Raw genomic sequence first — 17654 nt, 5'->3', positions numbered from 1 at the left:
ACGCAGCCATTCAGTCAGGCCGGGCATTAACGCCGCTGAGCGGACTCGCCGGGCTGGTCTCGCAAAGCCGCACCACGCTGCCCACCACGATCAGGCAGGGCGAGGGCAGCGGCGAAGCAGCGAGCTTGTCGGGCATATCGGCCAGGGTACCGACCAGTGCCCGCTGCTCGGGCAGGCTGGCGTTGGCCACCAGCAGGATCGGCCAGTCATCGGGCAGGCCGCCATCGCGCAGCTTGCGGCAGATGGTTTCCAGCTTGCCCAGCCCCATGTAGAACACCAGCGTTTCGTCGCGGCGGGCCAGTGCCTGCCAGTCGGGCTCGCCGCCCTGGCGGCACAGCTGAGCGGTGACGAAACGCAGCTGCTGGGCGTGGGCGCGATCGGTGAGTGGAATGCCCAGCGCCGCGCTGGCCGCCGAGGCGGCGGTGATGCCCGGCACGATCTCGGCGGGCACTTCCGCCTCGGCCAGTGCCGAAAGCTCCTCGCCCAGGCGGCCGAAGATGCCGGGATCGCCGCCCTTGAGGCGCACCACCGACTTGCCCTCCTGCGCCAGCGCCACCAGCCGGGCGCCGATCTCCCCCTGGGGCACGCTGTGCTGACCGCGCGCCTTGCCCACATAGCAGCGCTCGGTGCCGGCGGGGATCAGCGCCAGCACCTCGTCGCCCACCAGGCGGTCGTAGACCACGGCATCGGCCTCGCCGAGCAACCGCGCCGCTTTCAGGGTCAGCAGCTCCACGTCGCCGCTGCCGGCCCCCACCAGGTAGACGGTGCCGGGCCGGCACTGCCGAGAAGGCGCGCCCAGCCCCCCGCCCGCCGTCATGCCCGACCGGGCGGCAGCATCCGCACGCGGCCGCATGAGCCGAGTCAGGGCGGCACTCAGCCAAGTTTTCCACCGCCCCTTGCTCATGACGCGCATACCGCCGTCTCCTCCTCGATCATGGCCTTCAGCTCGGGAACGCAACTGCCGCACTGGGTGCCGCAGGTCAGCCGGGCGCCCAGCGCCTCGACGCTGCGGTCGCCGCCGCGTATGGCCTCAAGGATACAGCGCTGCCCCACCTGATGACAGCTGCACACCAGCGGGCCCGCGTCGGCAACGCCGTCGTCGCAGCCGGCCAGTAGCCGGCGCCGCCGGGCGGTATCCAACGCGTCGCCGCGGGCGGCCTCGGCGAAGCGCTCGTCCAGCCAGCCGAGCCCCGGCAGCTCCGCCGGCGGGCCCACCATCAACCACCAGCGCAGCCGACCGGCCGCGTCGAGCCCGGCGGCGCGCCACCGGCCGCCGGTCGGGTCGTCGCACCACAGGCTGGGCGCCACGGGTAGCACCCGCTGCACCCAGGCCAGCCAGTCGCACGCCTGCCCCGGCTCGCCACCGGCGAGCTGCCAGCGTTGGGCGTGGGCCAACGGAATCCGCGCCCAGTACGCGGCCTCGTCGCACCACGCGGGTGCGCCATCCTTAGCGGCGGCCACCAGCAGGGTCGCTTCCCAGCCGAGCGCCAGAGGAGCGAGGGACACGGCACCGTGCTTGCTCTCGGGCTGGCCGGAGTGGGGATCGAGGTGGGCGGCGAGCAGGTCGTTGCAGCGCGCCTGCTGGCTGAAGCGGTCGCTCCAGTGCATGGGCACGAACACCTCGCCGCGCCGCTGACCGCGTGCCAGGCGTATCCGGCCCAGGTAGTCGCCACCGGCGCCGCTGAGCCGCGCCAGCTGCCGGTCGGCAACGCCGTATGCCTGGGCATCGTCCGGGTGCAGCTCGATGAAGGGTTCCGAGCGGTGGTTCATCAGCCTCGGGGCGCGGGCGGTGCGCGTCATGGTGTGCCACTGATCGCGGATGCGCCCGGTGTTGAGGCGCAGCGGCCGAGCGGCGCCCAGCGCCTGGGCCGGCAGCCGCGGCCGCACCGGCACCAGCCGCGCCCGGCCGTCCGGCGTGGCGAACTCGCCGTCAGTGAACAACCGCAATGTGCCCCGCGGCGCGGTAGCGGTCACCGGCCACTGAATCGGCGCCAGGGCATCGTAGCCGTTGCGGTCTAGCCCGGCGAGGCCCGAAATGTCGAACAGACGAGCCCCATCCTGGCTGAGGTCGGCGTCGTTCTCGAAGCCCGAGAGCCGCGCATGCTCGGCGAAGATCTCGCACGGATGCGCATAATCGAAGGCCGCGCCGAAGCCGAGCCGACGCGCCACCTCGGTCATGATCCACCAGTCGTGGCGCGCCTCGCCCGGCGGCGCCACCAGGCCGCGCTGTCGCGAGAGGCAGCGTTCGGAGTTGGTCACCGTACCGTCCTTCTCCGACCAGCTCGACGCCGGCAACACGATATCGGCGTAGCGCAGCAGGTCGGTGTCGGTCACGCACTCGGAAACGATCACCAGCGGGCACTTGGCCAACGCCACCCGTACTCGCTCGGCCTCCGGCAGGCTCACCGCCGGATTGGTGGCCATCACCCACAAGGCATGCACCTCACCACGCTCGATGGCCTCGAACAGCGCCACGGCCTTGTGACCGGAGCCTTCGGGCAAGGTTGGCACCAGCCCGCCGACGCTCCAGAACCGCGTGACGCGATCCCGCGCGCCGGGGCTGTCGTAATCCATGTGCGCGGCCAGTTGGTTGGCCAGCCCCCCGACCTCGCGACCGCCCATGGCGTTGGGCTGGCCGGTGATCGAGAAAGGACCGGCACCGGGCAGGCCGATCTTGCCGCCGGCCAGGTGGCAGTTGATGATCGCCCCCGCTTTGTCGGTCCCGCTCGACGACTGGTTGATGCCCTGGGAGAACAGCGTCACCACGTGCAGGTGACTGGCGAACCAGTAGAAGAAGGTTTCCAGCCGCTCGCTGTCCAGGTCGCAGTCGGCGGCGATGGCCTCGAGGCAGCAGTCTTCCTCGCGGGCCGCGGCGAGTGCCCCCTCCAGCCCCTGGGTATGGCGTTCCAGGTAGATATCGTCGAGCTTGCCCTTCTCGGCCATCCACGCCAGTAGGCCAGTGAACAGCCGCGCATCGCTGCCGGGCGCGAGCCCCAGATAGAGGTCGGCGATCTCGCAGCTGTCGGTGACCCGCGGGTCGATCACTACCACCCGCAGCAGCGGGTTGCGCTGCTTGGCGGCCTTGAGGCGCTGGTAGAGCACCGGGTGGTTCCACGCCAGATTGGAGCCCACCAGCACCACCAGCTCGGCCTCTTCGAGGTCTGCGTAGCAGCACGGCACCCCATCGGCGCCGAAGGCGCGCTTGTGAGCCGCCACCGCCGAGGCCATGCACAACCGCGAGTTGGTATCCAGGTGCGGCGTGCCGAGAAAGCCCTTGAAGAGCTTGTTGGCGACGTAATAGTCCTCGGTCAGCAACTGCCCGGAGAGGTAGCCCGCCACCGCCGCCTTGCCGTGCTCGCAACGCGTGGCGGCGAGGCGCTCGGCCACTGCGGCCAGCGCCGTCTCCCAGTCCGTCTCGCGGCCGTCGACCTGCGGACGAGTGAGCCGCCCGCGATCGCCCAGCGTCTCGTGCAGCGCCGTGCCCTTGACGCACAGCCGGCCGAAATTGGCCGGATGCGTTTCATCGCCGGACACGCCGACGACCCGGCCGTCGTCGATCTCCGCTCGCACGCCACAGCCGACCCCGCAGTACGGGCAAGTGGTTCGCGTTGCTTGCATGAAGTTCTCCCAGGCAGTGCCTTTCACCAACGACGACGCCCGCTCGAGCTTCCCCCTGGCGGGTAAAGCACGGCGGGCGTCGTTGCCGGGGAGACGACAGCGCCTCCCTTGAGTGTCGTCCTGAATCAAGCAAACGGCATGCCAAGGCCTCCCAACGCCATCGCCACCGGTCGGTTGAGCCAACCGGCAGCGTTACCCGCCCCCGAGAATGCACCAGCATCGGCGAATGCTGCGCACTTTCGCACCGCGGCAGTGCAGCATTGGCGCTACCGTCGATCCCGCCATGGCCCTCACCCTCGGCATCACCACCCAAAGACGAACCTGGAATGCATCTTGCTTGGCAGTGGCAGAAGCCACCCAAAGAGCCGAGCCGCCATGCCCGAACCCCTGAAGATCCTGCTGGTCGACGACGAACTCGTGCGCACCACCATGGTCGAGGAAGCCCTCACTCAGGAAGGCCACGAGGTGATCTGCCACCTGACGAGCGCGGCCAGCCTCAACGCCATGGTCGAGCGCCACGGTCCCGACGTGGTGATCATCGACATGGAATCCCCCGACCGCGACACCCTCGACAGCATGGCCCTGCTCAACCGCGAGAACCCGCGCCCGGTGGTGTTCTTCGCCGATCAGCACGACCCCGACACCCTGCAGGCGGCGCTCAAATCCGGCGTCAGTGCCTACGTGGTCGACGGCCTGGTGCCGAGCCGGGTCAAGTCGATCATCGAGGTCGCCGTGGCACGCTTCGATGCCTACCAATCGCTGCGCCAGGAACTCGACCGCACGCGTACCCAACTGGCCGAACGCAAGCGCATCGAACGCGCCAAGGGCCTGCTGATGAAGCACCAGGACTGCGACGAAGAGCAGGCCTACCGCATGCTGCGCAAGCTCGCCATGGACCGTGGCCAACGCATCGGCGACGTGGCCGACAGCGTCATCGACATTCTCGAACGCCTCGACAAGGGAGCCTTGTAATGGGAACCAACGACGCCGTCACCCCGACCCCGGAACGCGAGCGCGTGACGCTGGGCTTCATCCCGCTGCTCGATGCCGTGCTGCTGGTAGTGGCCCGCGAGCAAGGTTTCTTTGCCGAGCACGGAGTGGACGTGACCCTCTCCCGCGAGAACGCCTGGTCGACGCTGCGCGACAAGCTCGCCGCCGGCCTGCTCGACGGCGCCCACCTGCTCGCCCCGCTACCGTTGGCGATGAGCCTCGGCCTGGGGCGGGCGCCCAGCGACACCCTGGCGCCGGCCACTCTCTCCCGCAACGGCAATACCCTGGTGCTCTCCTCTGCTCTGTGCGAGCGCAGCGGCGCCGCCTTCGACGACGACCCGGCCACCAGCGCCCGCGCACTGGCGGCCTGGCTGGCGGCATCGCCTCGCCAGCGACGCCCGCGTCTCGCCATGGTCTACCCCTACTCCTGCCAGCACTTCCTGCTGCGCGACTGGCTAGCCCGTGGCGGCCTCGCCCCCGAGCGCGATCTGGACCTGGTGGCCCTGCCGCCGCCGCGCATGGTGGCAGCGCTGCGCGAAGGGCAGATCGATGGCTTCTGCGTCGGCGAACCCTGGGGCAGCCTGGCCCAGCACGACGGTGTCGGCCGCATCGTGGCGAGCGGCGCCCAGCTATGGCCGGAACACCCCGAGAAGGTACTCGGCGTGACGCGCTCCTGGGCGCGCCGCTACCCGAGCACCCTTGCTGCCCTGCTGCGCGCCCTGCAGGCGGCCAGCGACTGGCTGGCCGAATCGCCCGCCCATCGTCGCCAGGCGCGAGACTGGCTCGCCCTGCCACCCTATCTCGACCGCTCGGTGAGCCACCTCGAGACGCTGCCATCGGCCGAAGCCCCCATTCACCAACGGCTGTTCGGCGGCGATCTGCTGCGCCCCGACCTGGCCGCCCTGGGCCGAGTCGCCGACGCCCTGGCCAGCCAGGCCGGTCAGCCGCTGGACAGCCGAACCGTCGAGGAGTGCTACGACCCCGTGCATTACCAGGCTGCCCTGCACCAGTGAAGTGCAGTCCGCCTTCGGCAAGGTGCCTGAGGGCTCACTCCACCGAAGCCCCAACTCACTGACGAGGCAGCCAAAAACGGCGCGAACCGGGCACTTGGCCAGGTTCTTGATACACACAGCATAGAACCGGCAATCAACGGCGATTGCCCCTTTTTCAGACGAAGACGTCTCTGCGCCCCCGCTGCCGGGGTAGCGCTGAGGCGTCTTTTTCGTTTGCGAGTTAGAGAAACGCTGAACAAATCGGCGAGCGGAGTAAAGCGCAAGGCGCACGGAGCACAGGAACCGGAGCCTATGGGGTATAGGTGAGGATTCCGCGCACCGCGCAACGCAGCGATTTGACCGCGCAGACATTTGTGCAGTGTTTCCTCAGCGGAGGTGCCAAACCATGCACTCAACCCAAACTCCCACCGGCGAACGGCTGGTGATCGTCGGCAACGGCATGGCCGGCCATCGGCTGGTGGAAACGCTGCTTGCCCACCCCGCGCGACCGGCGCACATCACCGTGATCGGTGCCGAAACGGCGCCCGCCTACAACCGCATCCTGCTCTCGCCGCTGCTTGCCGGCGAGCTGGAGCGCGATGCACTGACCCTGCACGACGCCGAGTGGTACGCCGAGCAGGGCATCGAACTCATCCTCGGCGAGCGGGTGGAGACCATCGACCGCGCCGCACGCACGCTCACCACCGATGCCGGTCGCCGGCTCGACTACGACCGCCTGGTACTGGCCACCGGCTCGAACCCGGCCCGCCCGCCGGTACCGGGGCTCGAACTGCCCGGCGTTCATGTGTTCCGCGACCTGAACGACGCCGATGCCCTGGTTCGCTTCACCCAGACCCAGGCCGCCGAACGAGGCGGAAACGCCGTGGTGATCGGCGGCGGCCTGCTCGGCCTGGAAGCAGCGGAAGGGTTGCGGAAAAGAGGGCAAGGCCAGCGCGGCATGCAGGTGAGCCTGCTGCAGCGCGACGACCGGCTGATGAATCGCCAGCTCGACCTCACTGCCGCCCGCCTGCTGGAAAGCGAGCTGCGCAGCCGCGGGCTCGACGTTCGTACCGGTGCCCAGTTGGAGTGCCTGGAGGAGGGTTCCGACGGCCGGGTGTGGGCCGTGCACCTGGCCGATGGTACCCCCTTGCCCGCCGACTGCGTGGTGGTCGCCATCGGCATCGTGCCCAACGCCGAGCTTGGCCGCATCGCCGGTCTCGAGGTGAACCGCGGCGTGGTCGTCGACGAGTGGCTCACCACCTCCGATCCGGCGATTCACGCTCTGGGCGAATGCTGCGAGCACCGGGGCCAGACCTACGGGCTGGTCGAACCCATCTGGCGCCAGGTCGAGGTGCTGGCCGACCGGCTGTGCCGCCCCGCCACCGAGCACGTCGCCGGCTATGTCGACGCGCCCTGTGCCACCAAGCTCAAGGTCAGCGGAGTCTCGCTCTACGCCTTCGGCCCCACCGAGGCCGGTCCCGACCACGAGGTGCTCAGCTACCGCGATCCCCAGCAGGGCGACTACCGCCGCCTGCTGCTACGTAACGGCCGCCTCGAGGGCGCCGTGCTCTACGGCGACACCGCCGCCGGCCCCTGGTACTTCGAGCAGGCGCTGGCCGGTAGCGATCTTTCCGCCTGCCGCCAGGCACTGCTGCTGGGCGCTGCCGATGCCCAGGCACTGCTCGACGACGCCGCTACCGATTCCCCGACAAGCCCCGTCAAGGAGGCCGCATGAACACGCCCGTCAAACCGCAACTGATCGTCATCGGCAACGGCATGGTCGGCCACCACCTGGTCGAACAACTGGTCGAACAGGGCGCCACCCAGCGCTATGCCATCACCGTGTTCGGCGAGGAGCGCCACCTGGCCTACGACCGGGTGCACCTCTCCGAGTACTTCAGCGGCCGTGACGCCGAATCCCTGGCCCTTTCCACCGCCGACTACTATGCCGAGCACGGCATCGAACTACGCCTTCACGAGGCCGTGACCGCCATCGACCGCGACGCCAGCGAAGTCGTCACGCCCCAGGGGCGCTACCCCTACGACCGGCTGGTGCTGGCCACCGGCTCCTACCCCTTCGTACCGCCGATTCCCGGCAACGACCGCGACGGCTGCCTGGTCTACCGCACTCTGGAGGATCTCGACGCCATTCGCGAAGCGGCCGAAACCGCCACCACCGGCGTGGTGGTGGGCGGCGGCCTGCTCGGTCTGGAGGCCGCCAACGCCCTGCGCGGCCTGAATCTCGACACCGCCGTGGTGGAGTTCGCCCCGCGGCTGATGCCGATGCAGGTCGACAGCGAAGGCGGCGAACTGCTGCGCGAGAAGGTCGAAGCGCTGGGCGTGCAGGTGCTCACCGGCCGCGCCACCCAGGAGATCGTCGACGGCGAAGCCAGCCGCCACCGCATGGTGTTCCAGGACGACAAGGTGCTGGAAACCGACCTCATCGTGTTCTCCGCCGGCATTCGCCCGCGCGACGAGCTGGCCCGCGACAGCGGCCTGGAGAGGGGCGAGCGCGGCGGCGTGGTGATCGACGACCGCTGCCTGACCAGCGACCCGGCGATCCTCGCCGTGGGCGAGGTGGCGCTGTGGCAAGGCAGCATCTTCGGGCTGGTGGCCCCCGGCTATCAGATGGCCAAGGCCGCCGCCGCCACCTTGGTGGAGGGCGATGAAACGTTCCGGGGCGCCGACATGAGCACCAAGCTCAAGCTGCTCGGCGTCGACGTGGGTTCCATCGGCGACGCCCACGGCGACCGCACCCCCGGCGCACGCATGTTCCGCTATCTCGACCCGCTCAAGCAGCAGTACCGCAAGCTGGTGGTCTCCAGCGACGGCAAGCGCGTGGTCGGCGCCATGCTGGTGGGCGACAACAGTTACTACGACACCCTGCTGCAGTACTACGCCAACCGCATCGAACTGCCCGAAGACCCGGCCGCGCTGATTCTGCCGGCCAGCGGCGAAGGCGCCCCCACCCTGGGGCCGGACGCCCTGCCGGAAACGGCCACCATCTGCTCGTGCCACAACGTCACCAAGGGCGATATCTGCGCCACCCTCGACGCCGGCGCCACCGACCTCGCCACGGTCAAAGGCGAGACCAAGGCGAGCACCGGCTGCGGCGGCTGCGCCGCGCTGCTCAAGAGCGTGGTCGACCATGAACTGGCCGCCCGCGGCGTCGAGGTCGACCAGTCCATCTGCGAGCACTTCGCCCATACCCGCCAGGAGCTCTACGACATCGTGCGCGTGGAGGGCATCAAGACCTTCAGCGAACTGATCGACAAGCACGGCCATGGCCTCGGCTGCGATATCTGCAAGCCGGCGGTGGCCTCGATTCTCGCCTCGTGCTTCAACGAGCCGATCACCGATGCCGCGCACATCCCGCTGCAGGACACCAACGACACCTTCATGGCCAACATGCAGAAGAACGGCACCTACTCGGTCGTTCCCCGGGTGCCCGGCGGCGAGATCACCCCCGACAAGCTGGTGGTGCTCGGCCAGGTCGCCGAGAAATACGGCCTCTACACCAAGGTCACCGGCGGCCAGCGCATCGACCTGTTCGGCGCCCGCCTCGAGGACTTGCCGGACATCTGGGGCGAATTGCTCGACGCCGGCTTCGAGACCGGCCACGCCTACGCCAAGTCGCTGCGCACGGTGAAATCCTGCGTGGGCAGCACCTGGTGTCGCTACGGCGTGCAGGACAGCGTGGGCATGGCGATCCGGCTCGAGAATCGCTACAAGGGCCTACGCTCGCCGCACAAGCTCAAGTTCGCCGTTTCCGGCTGCACCCGGGAATGCGCCGAGGCGCAGAGCAAGGACGTGGGCGTGATCGCCACCGAGAACGGCTGGAACCTGTACGTGTGCGGCAACGGCGGCATGCGCCCGCGCCACGCCGAGCTGTTCGCCACCGACCTGGACGACGACGCGCTGATCCGCACCATCGACCGCTTCCTGATGTTCTACGTGCGCACCGCCGACCGGCTGCAGCGCACCTCGGTATGGCGCGAGAACCTGGAAGGCGGCCTGGACTACCTCAAGGAGGTGATTCTCGACGACAGCCTGGGGATCGGCAGCGAACTCGAAGCGCAGATGCAGCGAGTCATCGACGCCTACCAGTGCGAATGGGCGAACGCCCTCTCCGACCCCGAGAAGCTCAAGCGCTTCCGCAGCTTCGTCAACGACAGCCGACCCGATCCGGACATCATCGTGACCGAAGAGCGCGGCCAGCTCCGTCCCGCTTAAAGGAGATTTTCCATGACCACCGCAGCAGCCAAGACCATGACCCGAACCTGGCAACCTCTCTGCACCCGCGCCGACCTGGTGCCCTACTCCGGCGTCGCCGCCTGGATGGAAACCCCCGAAGGCCCCGCTCAAGTGGCGATCTTCTACTCGCCCGGGCACGCACAGGAACTCTACGCCCTCGACCACCACGACCCCTTCTCCGGCGCCAACGTCATCGCCCGCGGCATCGTCGGCGACCTCAAGGGCCAGCCCGTCGTCGCCTCGCCGATTTACAAGCAGCACTTCCGCCTGGAAGACGGCCAGTGCCTGGAAGACGACAGCGTGGCGTTGCGCACCTGGAAGGCGAGCTTCAAGGGCGACGAGGTGTGGATCGAGGCGTGAGGTTTCGGCCATTGGAAAAGAAAAGCCGCCGACGCTGGGATAGCGTCGGCGGCTTTCGGCGAGTCGCAAATGTCGGCCAAGCGCCGTTAACCCGCCCTCACCTCAGCCGCGAAACGCAGTCTCGATCTTGGCGATGTCAATTTTCCGCATCGTCATCATGGCATCGAAGGCCCGCTTGGCGGCGGCACGGTCGGGGCTGGTGAAAGCTTTCGTCAAAGCGACCGGCGTGATCTGCCAGGAGATACCCCACTTGTCCTTGCACCACCCGCATTGGCTCTCCTCCCCGCCATTGCCGACGATGGCGTTCCAGTAGCGATCCGTCTCCTCTTGGTCTTCGGTGGCAACCTGAAACGAGAACGCCTCGCTGTGCTTGAACATAGGCCCGCCGTTCAGTCCGAGACACGCGACGCCCAGCACGGTGAACTCGACCGTCAGAACGCTCCCCTCCTTCCCCGCTGGATAATCCCCAGGCGAGCGATGCACTGCGTCGAGCGATGAATCGGGGAAGGTCTCGGCATAAAATCGTGCGGCTTCCTCAGCGGCGTCATCGTACCAAAGGCAGACCGTATTCTTTGCCATGTGCTTCATGATCAGCTCCGTTCTCTGGGTGATTGCCATAGGTGGCAATCTAACGTCGGACAGCGCTGACCGAAATCGACAGCGGTGGTGGTGTCTAACGTTCAGGTTAGGAACCCGGTCCTCGGGGTAGTCGCTGGACATGGGCAGTGAACCCGACGACACGCTCCACCAGCAGCGGGGCTACAGGCAGCGATGGGTCGGAGTACGAAGCGTCCTGCCGCGCCGGATTGAGCGGAACCATCTTGAGCACGTGGTTCATTCCTTCCACAATCAACAGTTCCGCATCTGGACGCGCTTGCTTGAGCGCCTCCGCTTCGCTCGGGCTGACCTGCACGTCCGTGGTGCCGTGGACGATCAGCGCCAGGCCGGGAGCACGCTGGATCTCCTCGGTCGGCACGTACCGGAACCACGAGATCAGGTACGGTTGCACGCTCGAACGGAACAATGAGGCCAACGCCGGCGGCACGTTCCCTGTCGTGCGACCTTGCTCCAGCTCGGAGAGAATGCGCTCACTATCCTGCCACAGCTCCGCCGAAAGCTGCAGGCGCAACTGCTCGCGGAGAATGTCCGACGCACGACGCGCCGGTGCAGCAACCGAGATGAAGGCGTCCGCACGCGCCTGCTTTGCCGCGAGCATGCCGATCAGCGCTCCTTCGCTGTGCCCGAGCAGGGTGATCGTGCCGAAGCGTGGATCCATCCGAAGCTGACGGACCCATGCTGCGGCATCATCTACGTAGGTGTCGAAGCGAAGATCACTCTCCGAGGGTGCAGCGGCTGCACTGGCCGCAACTCCCCGCTTGTCGTAGCGGACCGAGGCGATCCCCCGCGCAGCAAGCGCTTCGGCAAGCAGCTTCAGGCTGTTGTTTGTACCCGGCACGAGAGCACTGTTGCCGTTGCGATCCGTGGGACCGGAACCGGCATGCAGCAACACAAGCGGATGTGGGCCGGTTGAGGACGGCAGGAGCAGAGAGCCGTAAAGGGTACCGGTGGCGGTTTCGAGACGAACGGCCGATTCGGTGGGCTGCGCCGGGACAGGTGGCTCGCTCGCCGAGCCGCACGCCGAGAGCAGGATCAGGAAACCAAGAGCGATGCGCAATATCATGAGAACACAACCATCGAAAAACCCTTTTCCGACCATCCAACACCCTTCCTATTGGTTCAAATCTTCCGGCATAGCGGCGTCCGGCCCATCATTCATGAATCACGCCACTGATGCCGATGACGATCTCTATCACTCCCTCTATCGGTAGCGCCCTGACAGACACCCTCCTCCTCATCATCACGCTGCCAACCTGCCTCAGTACCTGGCGCGGTAACAATTACACCACGCAAATCGAGTTGGCCAAGCAAAGTATGGTCTGGAGTAATGGATCGAACGGTCGCCTCACTATCAAACACGGTTACGTAAACATCGGCGGCCAGTACCTCGTTAGGGCGTAACCCAATGCCTTTAACCAAGATTTCGGAAATCTCGCAAGGAGTTGGTGGGAGCGCCGAAAAATTCATTTTTAATTGATTTCCATCCTTTCCCACGCAAAGGGTGCCGCTACGCGCCTCAAAGACAATGACCGGCCCTGCATAATCAAGAATTTCGAAGATGACATGAACCGTTGCCAATGTGGCATGCCCACATATACCAACCTCTTTAGCAGGAGAAAACCATCTCAGACGAAATTCATTTTCAGTGGGCACTGAAGAACGCTGTTTCTGACAAACTGTTTTCTTCTGCGATGGTTTGCAACACGTCATCTTTCAGCCAGTTTTCCAATGGACATACTGCCGCCGGGTTCCCCTCGAATGCTCGGGTTGCAAAGGCATCTACTTGGTATTGTTTTATTTTCATGTCCGGTATTGTATGATAGGAAAGCTAACGCTCGCAGCGACCGCCGCATTGTACTGGATCCGAAAGCGCAACGAAAAAGCCACAGGATTGTCTGCGATTGTTATGTGATTTTCTCACGGGTTTCTCATACTAACCATTTGAAAGACTGTTGTAAGAACCTTTCAGCATTTTCATTGACGATTCTACCGTGAGCCATGACCAGTATTTGAGGGTTCCAAGACAACAACCTATTGAGGTGTTTCCTAGCGTCCGCTCTACCAAACATGAAGCTTAAACGCCAATCCAAAGGCGTTTTTCCATTAGGGGCAAGTATACCAACCCCTTTGGCCACAACACGCTGCCAGTAGTTAAAGTCTTGACCTGAAAAGTTTTCAACCAGATCAGTAACAATTAAGGTACTTGAGCTGTTATGAAAAAAAACACACTCTTCCATTAACGGAGAGCCAGAAAATAGTTCATGCTCAATGTCTGGCTCCCAAGCGTAACCTTGTGAGTTATTAAGCGAGGCGTGAAAAGAGATATCGCTACGCTTTTTTATAACTTGGTTTGTGCCATAAGCTTCTGCGTTTGGATAGACAGCAATCCATTCGGATAAAAACAAGTGGTGCAAATGATTGGGGGCAATTAAATATTTAACAGAGCCTAGATTGTCAATTTCCTCTATAATTGACTCAGATAACCTGATCGGACTATGAACCCATAGCTCGCCACTAGAAAGTCTAACAACCGTCATCCGAGTGGAAAAAGGCAACCCTAAGAACTGAACAGGTTCACCATCGAATATCCATATTTCATGCGCTATTTTTTCCATGTTTCTCCAATCACGTAATACTGAAATCAGTCGCGCCTATTTTGCGCCGGCTGAACTTCCTTGTTAGCTGATTCGTCGCCATGCAGGTAAGCACGCAATATGTACATAATAAGCACGCCAGAAATCAGGCATGATGCAAAAATTATCGCTCTCAAACCATAGGCGACGTTGGACAGGAGGTCCTGGCTAAATTCAACAATTACCCCATCGATCTTTGTGAGCAGGTAGCCAGACAAAAATGCCGATATAACTCCAGCATACTTTTTGAAAGATTTTGACTCTCTAGCATCTGCAGGCGACGACAAAACACCGAGCATCCATCCACACAAGACCCCGAAAACTCCAATTACCACTGTCAACCAGAATCCATTATCACCTATATTTTGGTGTGTGCAGTAAGCTCCCAAGACCATTAGTACATACATGCCGTTAATGACGGCAATAGACAACAAGGCATTTAATCTATTCATGACTGACTGTTTCTAGTTGAAAAGCTTACGCCTGAGTAAAGGGGCTGGCCTGTAAAGGCCAGTCCCGTCGCAGGCGAACTTGAACGAATTGTTAGAAGCCACGTTTCTCCGCCCATGTGGCGATGTATGTTGGACTGTACCCGTTCAAAGGTGTTGCCTCATCGCTCCAGTAGTCCTCATACAGATCACGCAGAATGAAACCAATCGAAAGCTGTCCACCAATCTGGGACTCCAAGGTGTGACCGAACTCAAGGGCGCGTCCGCCTTCTTCTACTGCTACCCGTCCGGCCTCCGAAAAACTCTCGGGCTCCCTATATGGAAGTTTGAATTTTACTTTGAGCGGGTCGGATTTTGACTCGTGATCAAAAAGGAAAAATAATGGATTCATGAACCCCGCGAGCAAACTGCCACCAGATTTCAGTACACGATAGCACTCACGCCAAACTGGAACTACATCCGGAACAAATACATTTGCGACGGGATGAAATATCAAATCAAATTCCGCATCTGAAAAGACCGACAAGTTCGCCATATCACCGCGAATGCATTGAATTCCGAGTCTATCGCGGTCGGAAACCAACCGATCTTTCTCCAGTTGCTCCTCTGACAGATCAAAACTTACTACCTCGGCGCCAGCAGCGGCCAAAATTGGGGCCTGTTGGCCCCCGCCTGATGCAAGGCACAAAATCCTCTTGTCTCGAAGTTCTCCCAACCAACGGCTGGGGACAGGTTTATTGGGCGTAAGAATCACCGTCCAGCGGCCATCTTTAGCATTTTGGATAATCGATGAATCCACTGGGCGAGACCACTCGCCAGCTTCAGCTGACTCGCGGTTCCAAGCGTTACGATTGTGTTCGAGGATATTCATAATGGCTTCTAATGCGTAGCGAAGCGGCGGCCCGTCAGGGACGTCCGCCTCACGCGAATTGTTATGTAATTCCCGGTCCGATAGATAGGGTTACCAATACTGAGGATCATTGAATGCCTCAACGCAACAAGCCTGTCCCAGTGGGAGCTCAAGACTGCTTCCATCCAACGATTGCCCCAGCCAACCCTCTGGATGGGCTAGATTAAACGGCGCTTCCGCAACCTCTTGAGGTACGTGCTCGAAACCCACTTTCGAATAGTAGTTCGGATCACCATAGGTAAAAATGAGTTCGACACCCAGTTCGCGCAAGCGCTTAATGCCAAAATTAATCAGTTTTTGGCCAACGCCTTTGCCCTGATGGTCTGTATCAACGGCTACGGGTGACAACATAAAAGCTTGTACGGAGGAGCCGAATGACAATCTCGTGAAAAAGATACAGCCGACTATCTGCCCTTGCCCGGTAGCGATGAACCCGAACATGTCATCAGTTTCGGTGCCGTTCACCAACTCATGCACCAAATGCCCAATCAGCTTTCCCTCAGACTCACCTTCTGAATCAGAGAACGTCCGGGTAAACAGGGCCTCGATTTCCTGTCGATCAGACTCGCTATACTTCGAAATCTTCATGCCCTAGAAACCCAATTGAGACCAATGAAGAACAGCCCGCATTTACACATAACGCCGCATTGCACCGGCATGTCCGGTGCAATGCTTTGTTAGCTGGCTCGTTAATCGTAGCAGTAGAAGGTGTATACATCTTTTACTTTTTGGCCTACTGAGGGGTTCTACCCCTATTAACTCAACGAAACCACGTCCCGCAGTGCATTCTTGAAGTGTGTGAAAGCGGATGTTTGCTGTCGGCGACTCGGATAGTAGAGGTAGTAACCCGTGAACGGCTCACACCATTCTTCCAGCACACGCACCAGCGTACCAGACGCGATTTGACGGCTAACTATGTCCTCAAGGATGTAAGCAAAGCCGTACCCCTCAGTTGCTGCGGCAACCATCAAATCACTGTCGTTGAAAATTGGACCTCGACCAGGCTTGACTGTGAGCTTGCGCCCATCCTTTTCGAAATCCCAAGGTGATAGCTCGCCGCTACGATTCCTGAAGCTGATGCAGGAATGCTGGGAAAGTTCGGAAGGTGTTTTCGGCGCGCCGTGTCGCGAAAGATAAGAGGGCGCGGCGACAACAGCGACCCGCATCCGAGGGCTGATTGGCAGTGCCACCATATCGTTCTCAAGCCTTTCGCCCAGTCGGATGCCAGCGTCAAACCTACCCGCGATGAGGTCAACGAAATCGTTTTCTATCGAGACCTCGATTTCAATGCCCGGATGCTGTCGAATTAAAGAACTCAGCGCCGGCCAGAGAATCGTGTCGGCCGCGTGTTTTCCGGCACTCACCCTGACAGTACCGATCGGTTCATCGCGCAGGCTAGCGAGCAACTCGATTTCGTTGGTCAGTTCATCGAGCGCGGGCGAGAGTTTTGTCAGCAGACGGGCACCGGCATGTGTAGGGGAAACGCTGCGCGTTGTGCGCGCCAGCAGCCTGATCCCAATGTCTTCCTCCAATCGCTTAAGCGTTTGGCTGAGCGCCGACTGAGTAACGCCGAGCCGCTTAGCTGCGCGCGTAAAACTGCCTTCAGCAGCGATGATGCGGAAAATTTCCAGATCGCCGAGCAGGTTTGGGCGCATTCGTAAGCTCTCCTTATCAACCCTATAATTAATAAGCAGATTATCACAACTCATTAGTAAATGTACTATGTAATAACATTTCAGATAAGGAGCAACTCATGGTTAGAAACTGGCTCATCACGGGCGCAAGCCGTGGACTAGGTGTGGAGGTCGCTCGTGCGGCACTGGCTGCTGGTGAAACCGTCGTCGCTACGGCTCGGTCTGTCAATGACATTACGGAAGCACTCGGAACAAACAGCAGACTTCACGCACTGGCGCTCGATATTACGGACGAAGATGCTGCCATCGCCGTGGCACAGGAGGCAGTGGATCTGCTTGGCACGATCGACGTGTTGGTCAACAATGCTGGCCAAGCACAGCTCGGCTGGTTCGAGACGATCAGCAGCAAACAAGTGCGACGCCAGTTCGAGGTGAATGTCTTCGGCACGATGAACGTAACCCGTGCTGTGACTCCACACATGCGTGCGCGTCAATCAGGCCTCATCATCACCATTTCTTCCGTTAACGGGCTGCTCGCAAACCCGGGAGGATCGGTCTACGCATCGTCAAAATTTGCCATTGAGGGCTGGATCGAGGGATTTGTGCAGGAGCTGGCGCCCCTCAATATCAAATCGATGGTGGTTGAGCCGGGGATGCTGCGCACGGATTTCCTTGACGACAAATCAGCCGCGCACGGTGATATCGAAGTTCTGGATTATGCAGAAGCGACCAAGCAGTTCCGCTCGTTTATCGCCGCCGCCAATCATAACCAGCCTGGTGACCCGACCACGCTAGCAGAACGAATAGTCACCCTCGGCATGTCGAACGAGCCGCCCGTCCGTTTCGTTTTTGGTGAGGATGCACAGGAATGGGCCACCGACAAGGTAAATCGTCTCAAAATGGAGATCGAACAATCAGTTAATATCACGAACGGAAATTAAAGCAATGAAATCAGAGTCATTGATTTTGTGACTATCTCCACTTAGCAAGGCAATGAGCAGCCGGCCAATGAGCGTTGACCACTCATACTCAGGATCAACCATCCGTACCATTTGCTATTCTCTACTCTTAACGAGGCTGTAGAAAAACCCTTTTCCGGCCATCCTACACCCTTCCTATTGGTTCAAATCTTCCGGCATAGCGGCGTCCGGCCCATCATTCATGAATCACGCCACTGATGCCGATGATGATCTCTA

17 protein-coding genes are annotated in these 17654 nt (G+C 62.1%); 6 read left to right on the top strand and 11 right to left on the bottom strand.

All coding sequences use genetic code 11. The features are described 5' to 3' along the window. Positions 1-10 precede the first annotated feature (10 nt). Positions 11-913, bottom strand: coding sequence for a uroporphyrinogen-III C-methyltransferase (cobA, locus tag GFD32_RS02515; RefSeq protein WP_240455522.1), 903 nt, complete (start codon positions 911-913; stop codon positions 11-13). After that, the gene (locus GFD32_RS02510; protein ID WP_163574995.1) at positions 901-3618 is read right to left on the bottom strand and encodes a nitrate reductase; all 2718 of its coding nucleotides are present in this window, start codon (positions 3616-3618) and stop codon (positions 901-903) included. The genes cobA and GFD32_RS02510 overlap by 13 nt, the downstream gene beginning before the upstream one ends. A gap of 375 nt (positions 3619-3993) precedes the next feature. Between GFD32_RS02510 and GFD32_RS02505 the strand changes: the two genes are divergently transcribed. From GFD32_RS02505 to nirD, 5 genes are all read left to right on the top strand, one after another. After that, positions 3994-4590 (top strand): ANTAR domain-containing response regulator, encoded by a 597-nt coding sequence (locus tag GFD32_RS02505; RefSeq protein WP_163574994.1) that lies wholly within the window; start codon positions 3994-3996, stop codon positions 4588-4590. Continuing rightward, on the top strand, positions 4590-5621 hold the full coding sequence (locus GFD32_RS02500; protein ID WP_163574993.1) for a CmpA/NrtA family ABC transporter substrate-binding protein: 1032 nt from the start codon (positions 4590-4592) through the stop codon (positions 5619-5621). Before GFD32_RS02505 ends, GFD32_RS02500 begins: the two co-directional genes overlap by 1 nt. A gap of 385 nt (positions 5622-6006) precedes the next feature. Continuing rightward, on the top strand, positions 6007-7335 hold the full coding sequence (locus GFD32_RS02495; protein ID WP_163574992.1) for an NAD(P)/FAD-dependent oxidoreductase: 1329 nt from the start codon (positions 6007-6009) through the stop codon (positions 7333-7335). Next, entirely contained in the window at positions 7332-9833 is a 2502-nt protein-coding gene (nirB, locus tag GFD32_RS02490) for a nitrite reductase large subunit NirB (protein ID WP_163574991.1), read from the top strand. Before GFD32_RS02495 ends, nirB begins: the two co-directional genes overlap by 4 nt. A 12-nt stretch (positions 9834-9845) precedes the next feature. Beyond that, the gene (gene nirD / locus GFD32_RS02485; protein WP_163574990.1) at positions 9846-10214 is read left to right on the top strand and encodes a nitrite reductase small subunit NirD; all 369 of its coding nucleotides are present in this window, start codon (positions 9846-9848) and stop codon (positions 10212-10214) included. A gap of 102 nt (positions 10215-10316) precedes the next feature. Here nirD and GFD32_RS02480 read toward each other — a convergent pair whose 3' ends face one another. The 9 genes from GFD32_RS02480 to GFD32_RS02445 form a co-directional block, all read right to left on the bottom strand. Further along, the gene (locus GFD32_RS02480) at positions 10317-10802 is read right to left on the bottom strand and encodes a VOC family protein (RefSeq protein ID WP_163574989.1); all 486 of its coding nucleotides are present in this window, start codon (positions 10800-10802) and stop codon (positions 10317-10319) included. Between the two features lie 97 nt (positions 10803-10899). Beyond that, positions 10900-11895: an alpha/beta hydrolase gene (locus tag GFD32_RS02475; protein WP_163574988.1), complete on the bottom strand. Its 996-nt coding sequence runs from the start codon at positions 11893-11895 to the stop codon at positions 10900-10902. A 92-nt stretch (positions 11896-11987) separates the two neighbouring features. Then, complete coding sequence (locus GFD32_RS02470) at positions 11988-12542, bottom strand: PhzF family phenazine biosynthesis protein (protein WP_240455521.1); 555 nt, start codon at positions 12540-12542, stop codon at positions 11988-11990. Next, the gene (locus GFD32_RS20105) at positions 12475-12636 is read right to left on the bottom strand and encodes a PhzF family phenazine biosynthesis protein (RefSeq protein ID WP_205599016.1); all 162 of its coding nucleotides are present in this window, start codon (positions 12634-12636) and stop codon (positions 12475-12477) included. The genes GFD32_RS02470 and GFD32_RS20105 overlap by 68 nt, the downstream gene beginning before the upstream one ends. 124 nt (positions 12637-12760) lie before the next feature. Next, positions 12761-13447, bottom strand: coding sequence for a DUF4336 domain-containing protein (locus tag GFD32_RS02465; RefSeq protein WP_163574987.1), 687 nt, complete (start codon positions 13445-13447; stop codon positions 12761-12763). A gap of 26 nt (positions 13448-13473) precedes the next feature. Further along, positions 13474-13917: a hypothetical protein gene (locus tag GFD32_RS02460; RefSeq protein ID WP_163574986.1), complete on the bottom strand. Its 444-nt coding sequence runs from the start codon at positions 13915-13917 to the stop codon at positions 13474-13476. A gap of 91 nt (positions 13918-14008) precedes the next feature. Next, complete coding sequence (locus tag GFD32_RS02455; RefSeq protein ID WP_163574985.1) at positions 14009-14785, bottom strand: class I SAM-dependent methyltransferase; 777 nt, start codon at positions 14783-14785, stop codon at positions 14009-14011. Between the two features lie 90 nt (positions 14786-14875). Further along, positions 14876-15412: a GNAT family N-acetyltransferase gene (locus GFD32_RS02450; RefSeq protein WP_163574984.1), complete on the bottom strand. Its 537-nt coding sequence runs from the start codon at positions 15410-15412 to the stop codon at positions 14876-14878. A 167-nt stretch (positions 15413-15579) separates the two neighbouring features. Then, positions 15580-16479 (bottom strand): LysR family transcriptional regulator, encoded by a 900-nt coding sequence (locus tag GFD32_RS02445; protein WP_163574983.1) that lies wholly within the window; start codon positions 16477-16479, stop codon positions 15580-15582. Between the two features lie 98 nt (positions 16480-16577). Here GFD32_RS02445 and GFD32_RS02440 point away from each other — a divergent pair, with 98 nt between their 5' ends. Beyond that, entirely contained in the window at positions 16578-17399 is an 822-nt protein-coding gene (locus tag GFD32_RS02440; protein ID WP_163574982.1) for an SDR family NAD(P)-dependent oxidoreductase, read from the top strand. Positions 17400-17654: the final 255 nt, after the last annotated feature.

Origin of the sequence: Halomonas faecis (assembly GCF_010993975.1) — a bacterium.
Classification (GTDB): domain Bacteria; phylum Pseudomonadota; class Gammaproteobacteria; order Pseudomonadales; family Halomonadaceae; genus Halomonas; species Halomonas faecis.
This window is presented reverse-complemented; position numbering and strand designations above follow the sequence as displayed.

Coding starts and splice junctions, on each gene's coding strand:
- cobA (WP_240455522.1), bottom strand. CDS start 913: ATGCGCGTCATGAGCAAGGGGCGGTGGAAAACTTGGCTGAGTGCCGCC.
- GFD32_RS02510 (WP_163574995.1), bottom strand. CDS start 3,618: ATGCAAGCAACGCGAACCACTTGCCCGTACTGCGGGGTCGGCTGTGGC.
- GFD32_RS02505 (WP_163574994.1), top strand. CDS start 3,994: ATGCCCGAACCCCTGAAGATCCTGCTGGTCGACGACGAACTCGTGCGC.
- GFD32_RS02500 (WP_163574993.1), top strand. CDS start 4,590: ATGGGAACCAACGACGCCGTCACCCCGACCCCGGAACGCGAGCGCGTG.
- GFD32_RS02495 (WP_163574992.1), top strand. CDS start 6,007: ATGCACTCAACCCAAACTCCCACCGGCGAACGGCTGGTGATCGTCGGC.
- nirB (WP_163574991.1), top strand. CDS start 7,332: ATGAACACGCCCGTCAAACCGCAACTGATCGTCATCGGCAACGGCATG.
- nirD (WP_163574990.1), top strand. CDS start 9,846: ATGACCACCGCAGCAGCCAAGACCATGACCCGAACCTGGCAACCTCTC.
- GFD32_RS02480 (WP_163574989.1), bottom strand. CDS start 10,802: ATGAAGCACATGGCAAAGAATACGGTCTGCCTTTGGTACGATGACGCC.
- GFD32_RS02475 (WP_163574988.1), bottom strand. CDS start 11,895: ATGATATTGCGCATCGCTCTTGGTTTCCTGATCCTGCTCTCGGCGTGC.
- GFD32_RS02470 (WP_240455521.1), bottom strand. CDS start 12,542: ATGACGTGTTGCAAACCATCGCAGAAGAAAACAGTTTGTCAGAAACAG.
- GFD32_RS20105 (WP_205599016.1), bottom strand. CDS start 12,636: ATGAAAATAAAACAATACCAAGTAGATGCCTTTGCAACCCGAGCATTC.
- GFD32_RS02465 (WP_163574987.1), bottom strand. CDS start 13,447: ATGGAAAAAATAGCGCATGAAATATGGATATTCGATGGTGAACCTGTT.
- GFD32_RS02460 (WP_163574986.1), bottom strand. CDS start 13,917: ATGAATAGATTAAATGCCTTGTTGTCTATTGCCGTCATTAACGGCATG.
- GFD32_RS02455 (WP_163574985.1), bottom strand. CDS start 14,785: ATGAATATCCTCGAACACAATCGTAACGCTTGGAACCGCGAGTCAGCT.
- GFD32_RS02450 (WP_163574984.1), bottom strand. CDS start 15,412: ATGAAGATTTCGAAGTATAGCGAGTCTGATCGACAGGAAATCGAGGCC.
- GFD32_RS02445 (WP_163574983.1), bottom strand. CDS start 16,479: ATGCGCCCAAACCTGCTCGGCGATCTGGAAATTTTCCGCATCATCGCT.
- GFD32_RS02440 (WP_163574982.1), top strand. CDS start 16,578: ATGGTTAGAAACTGGCTCATCACGGGCGCAAGCCGTGGACTAGGTGTG.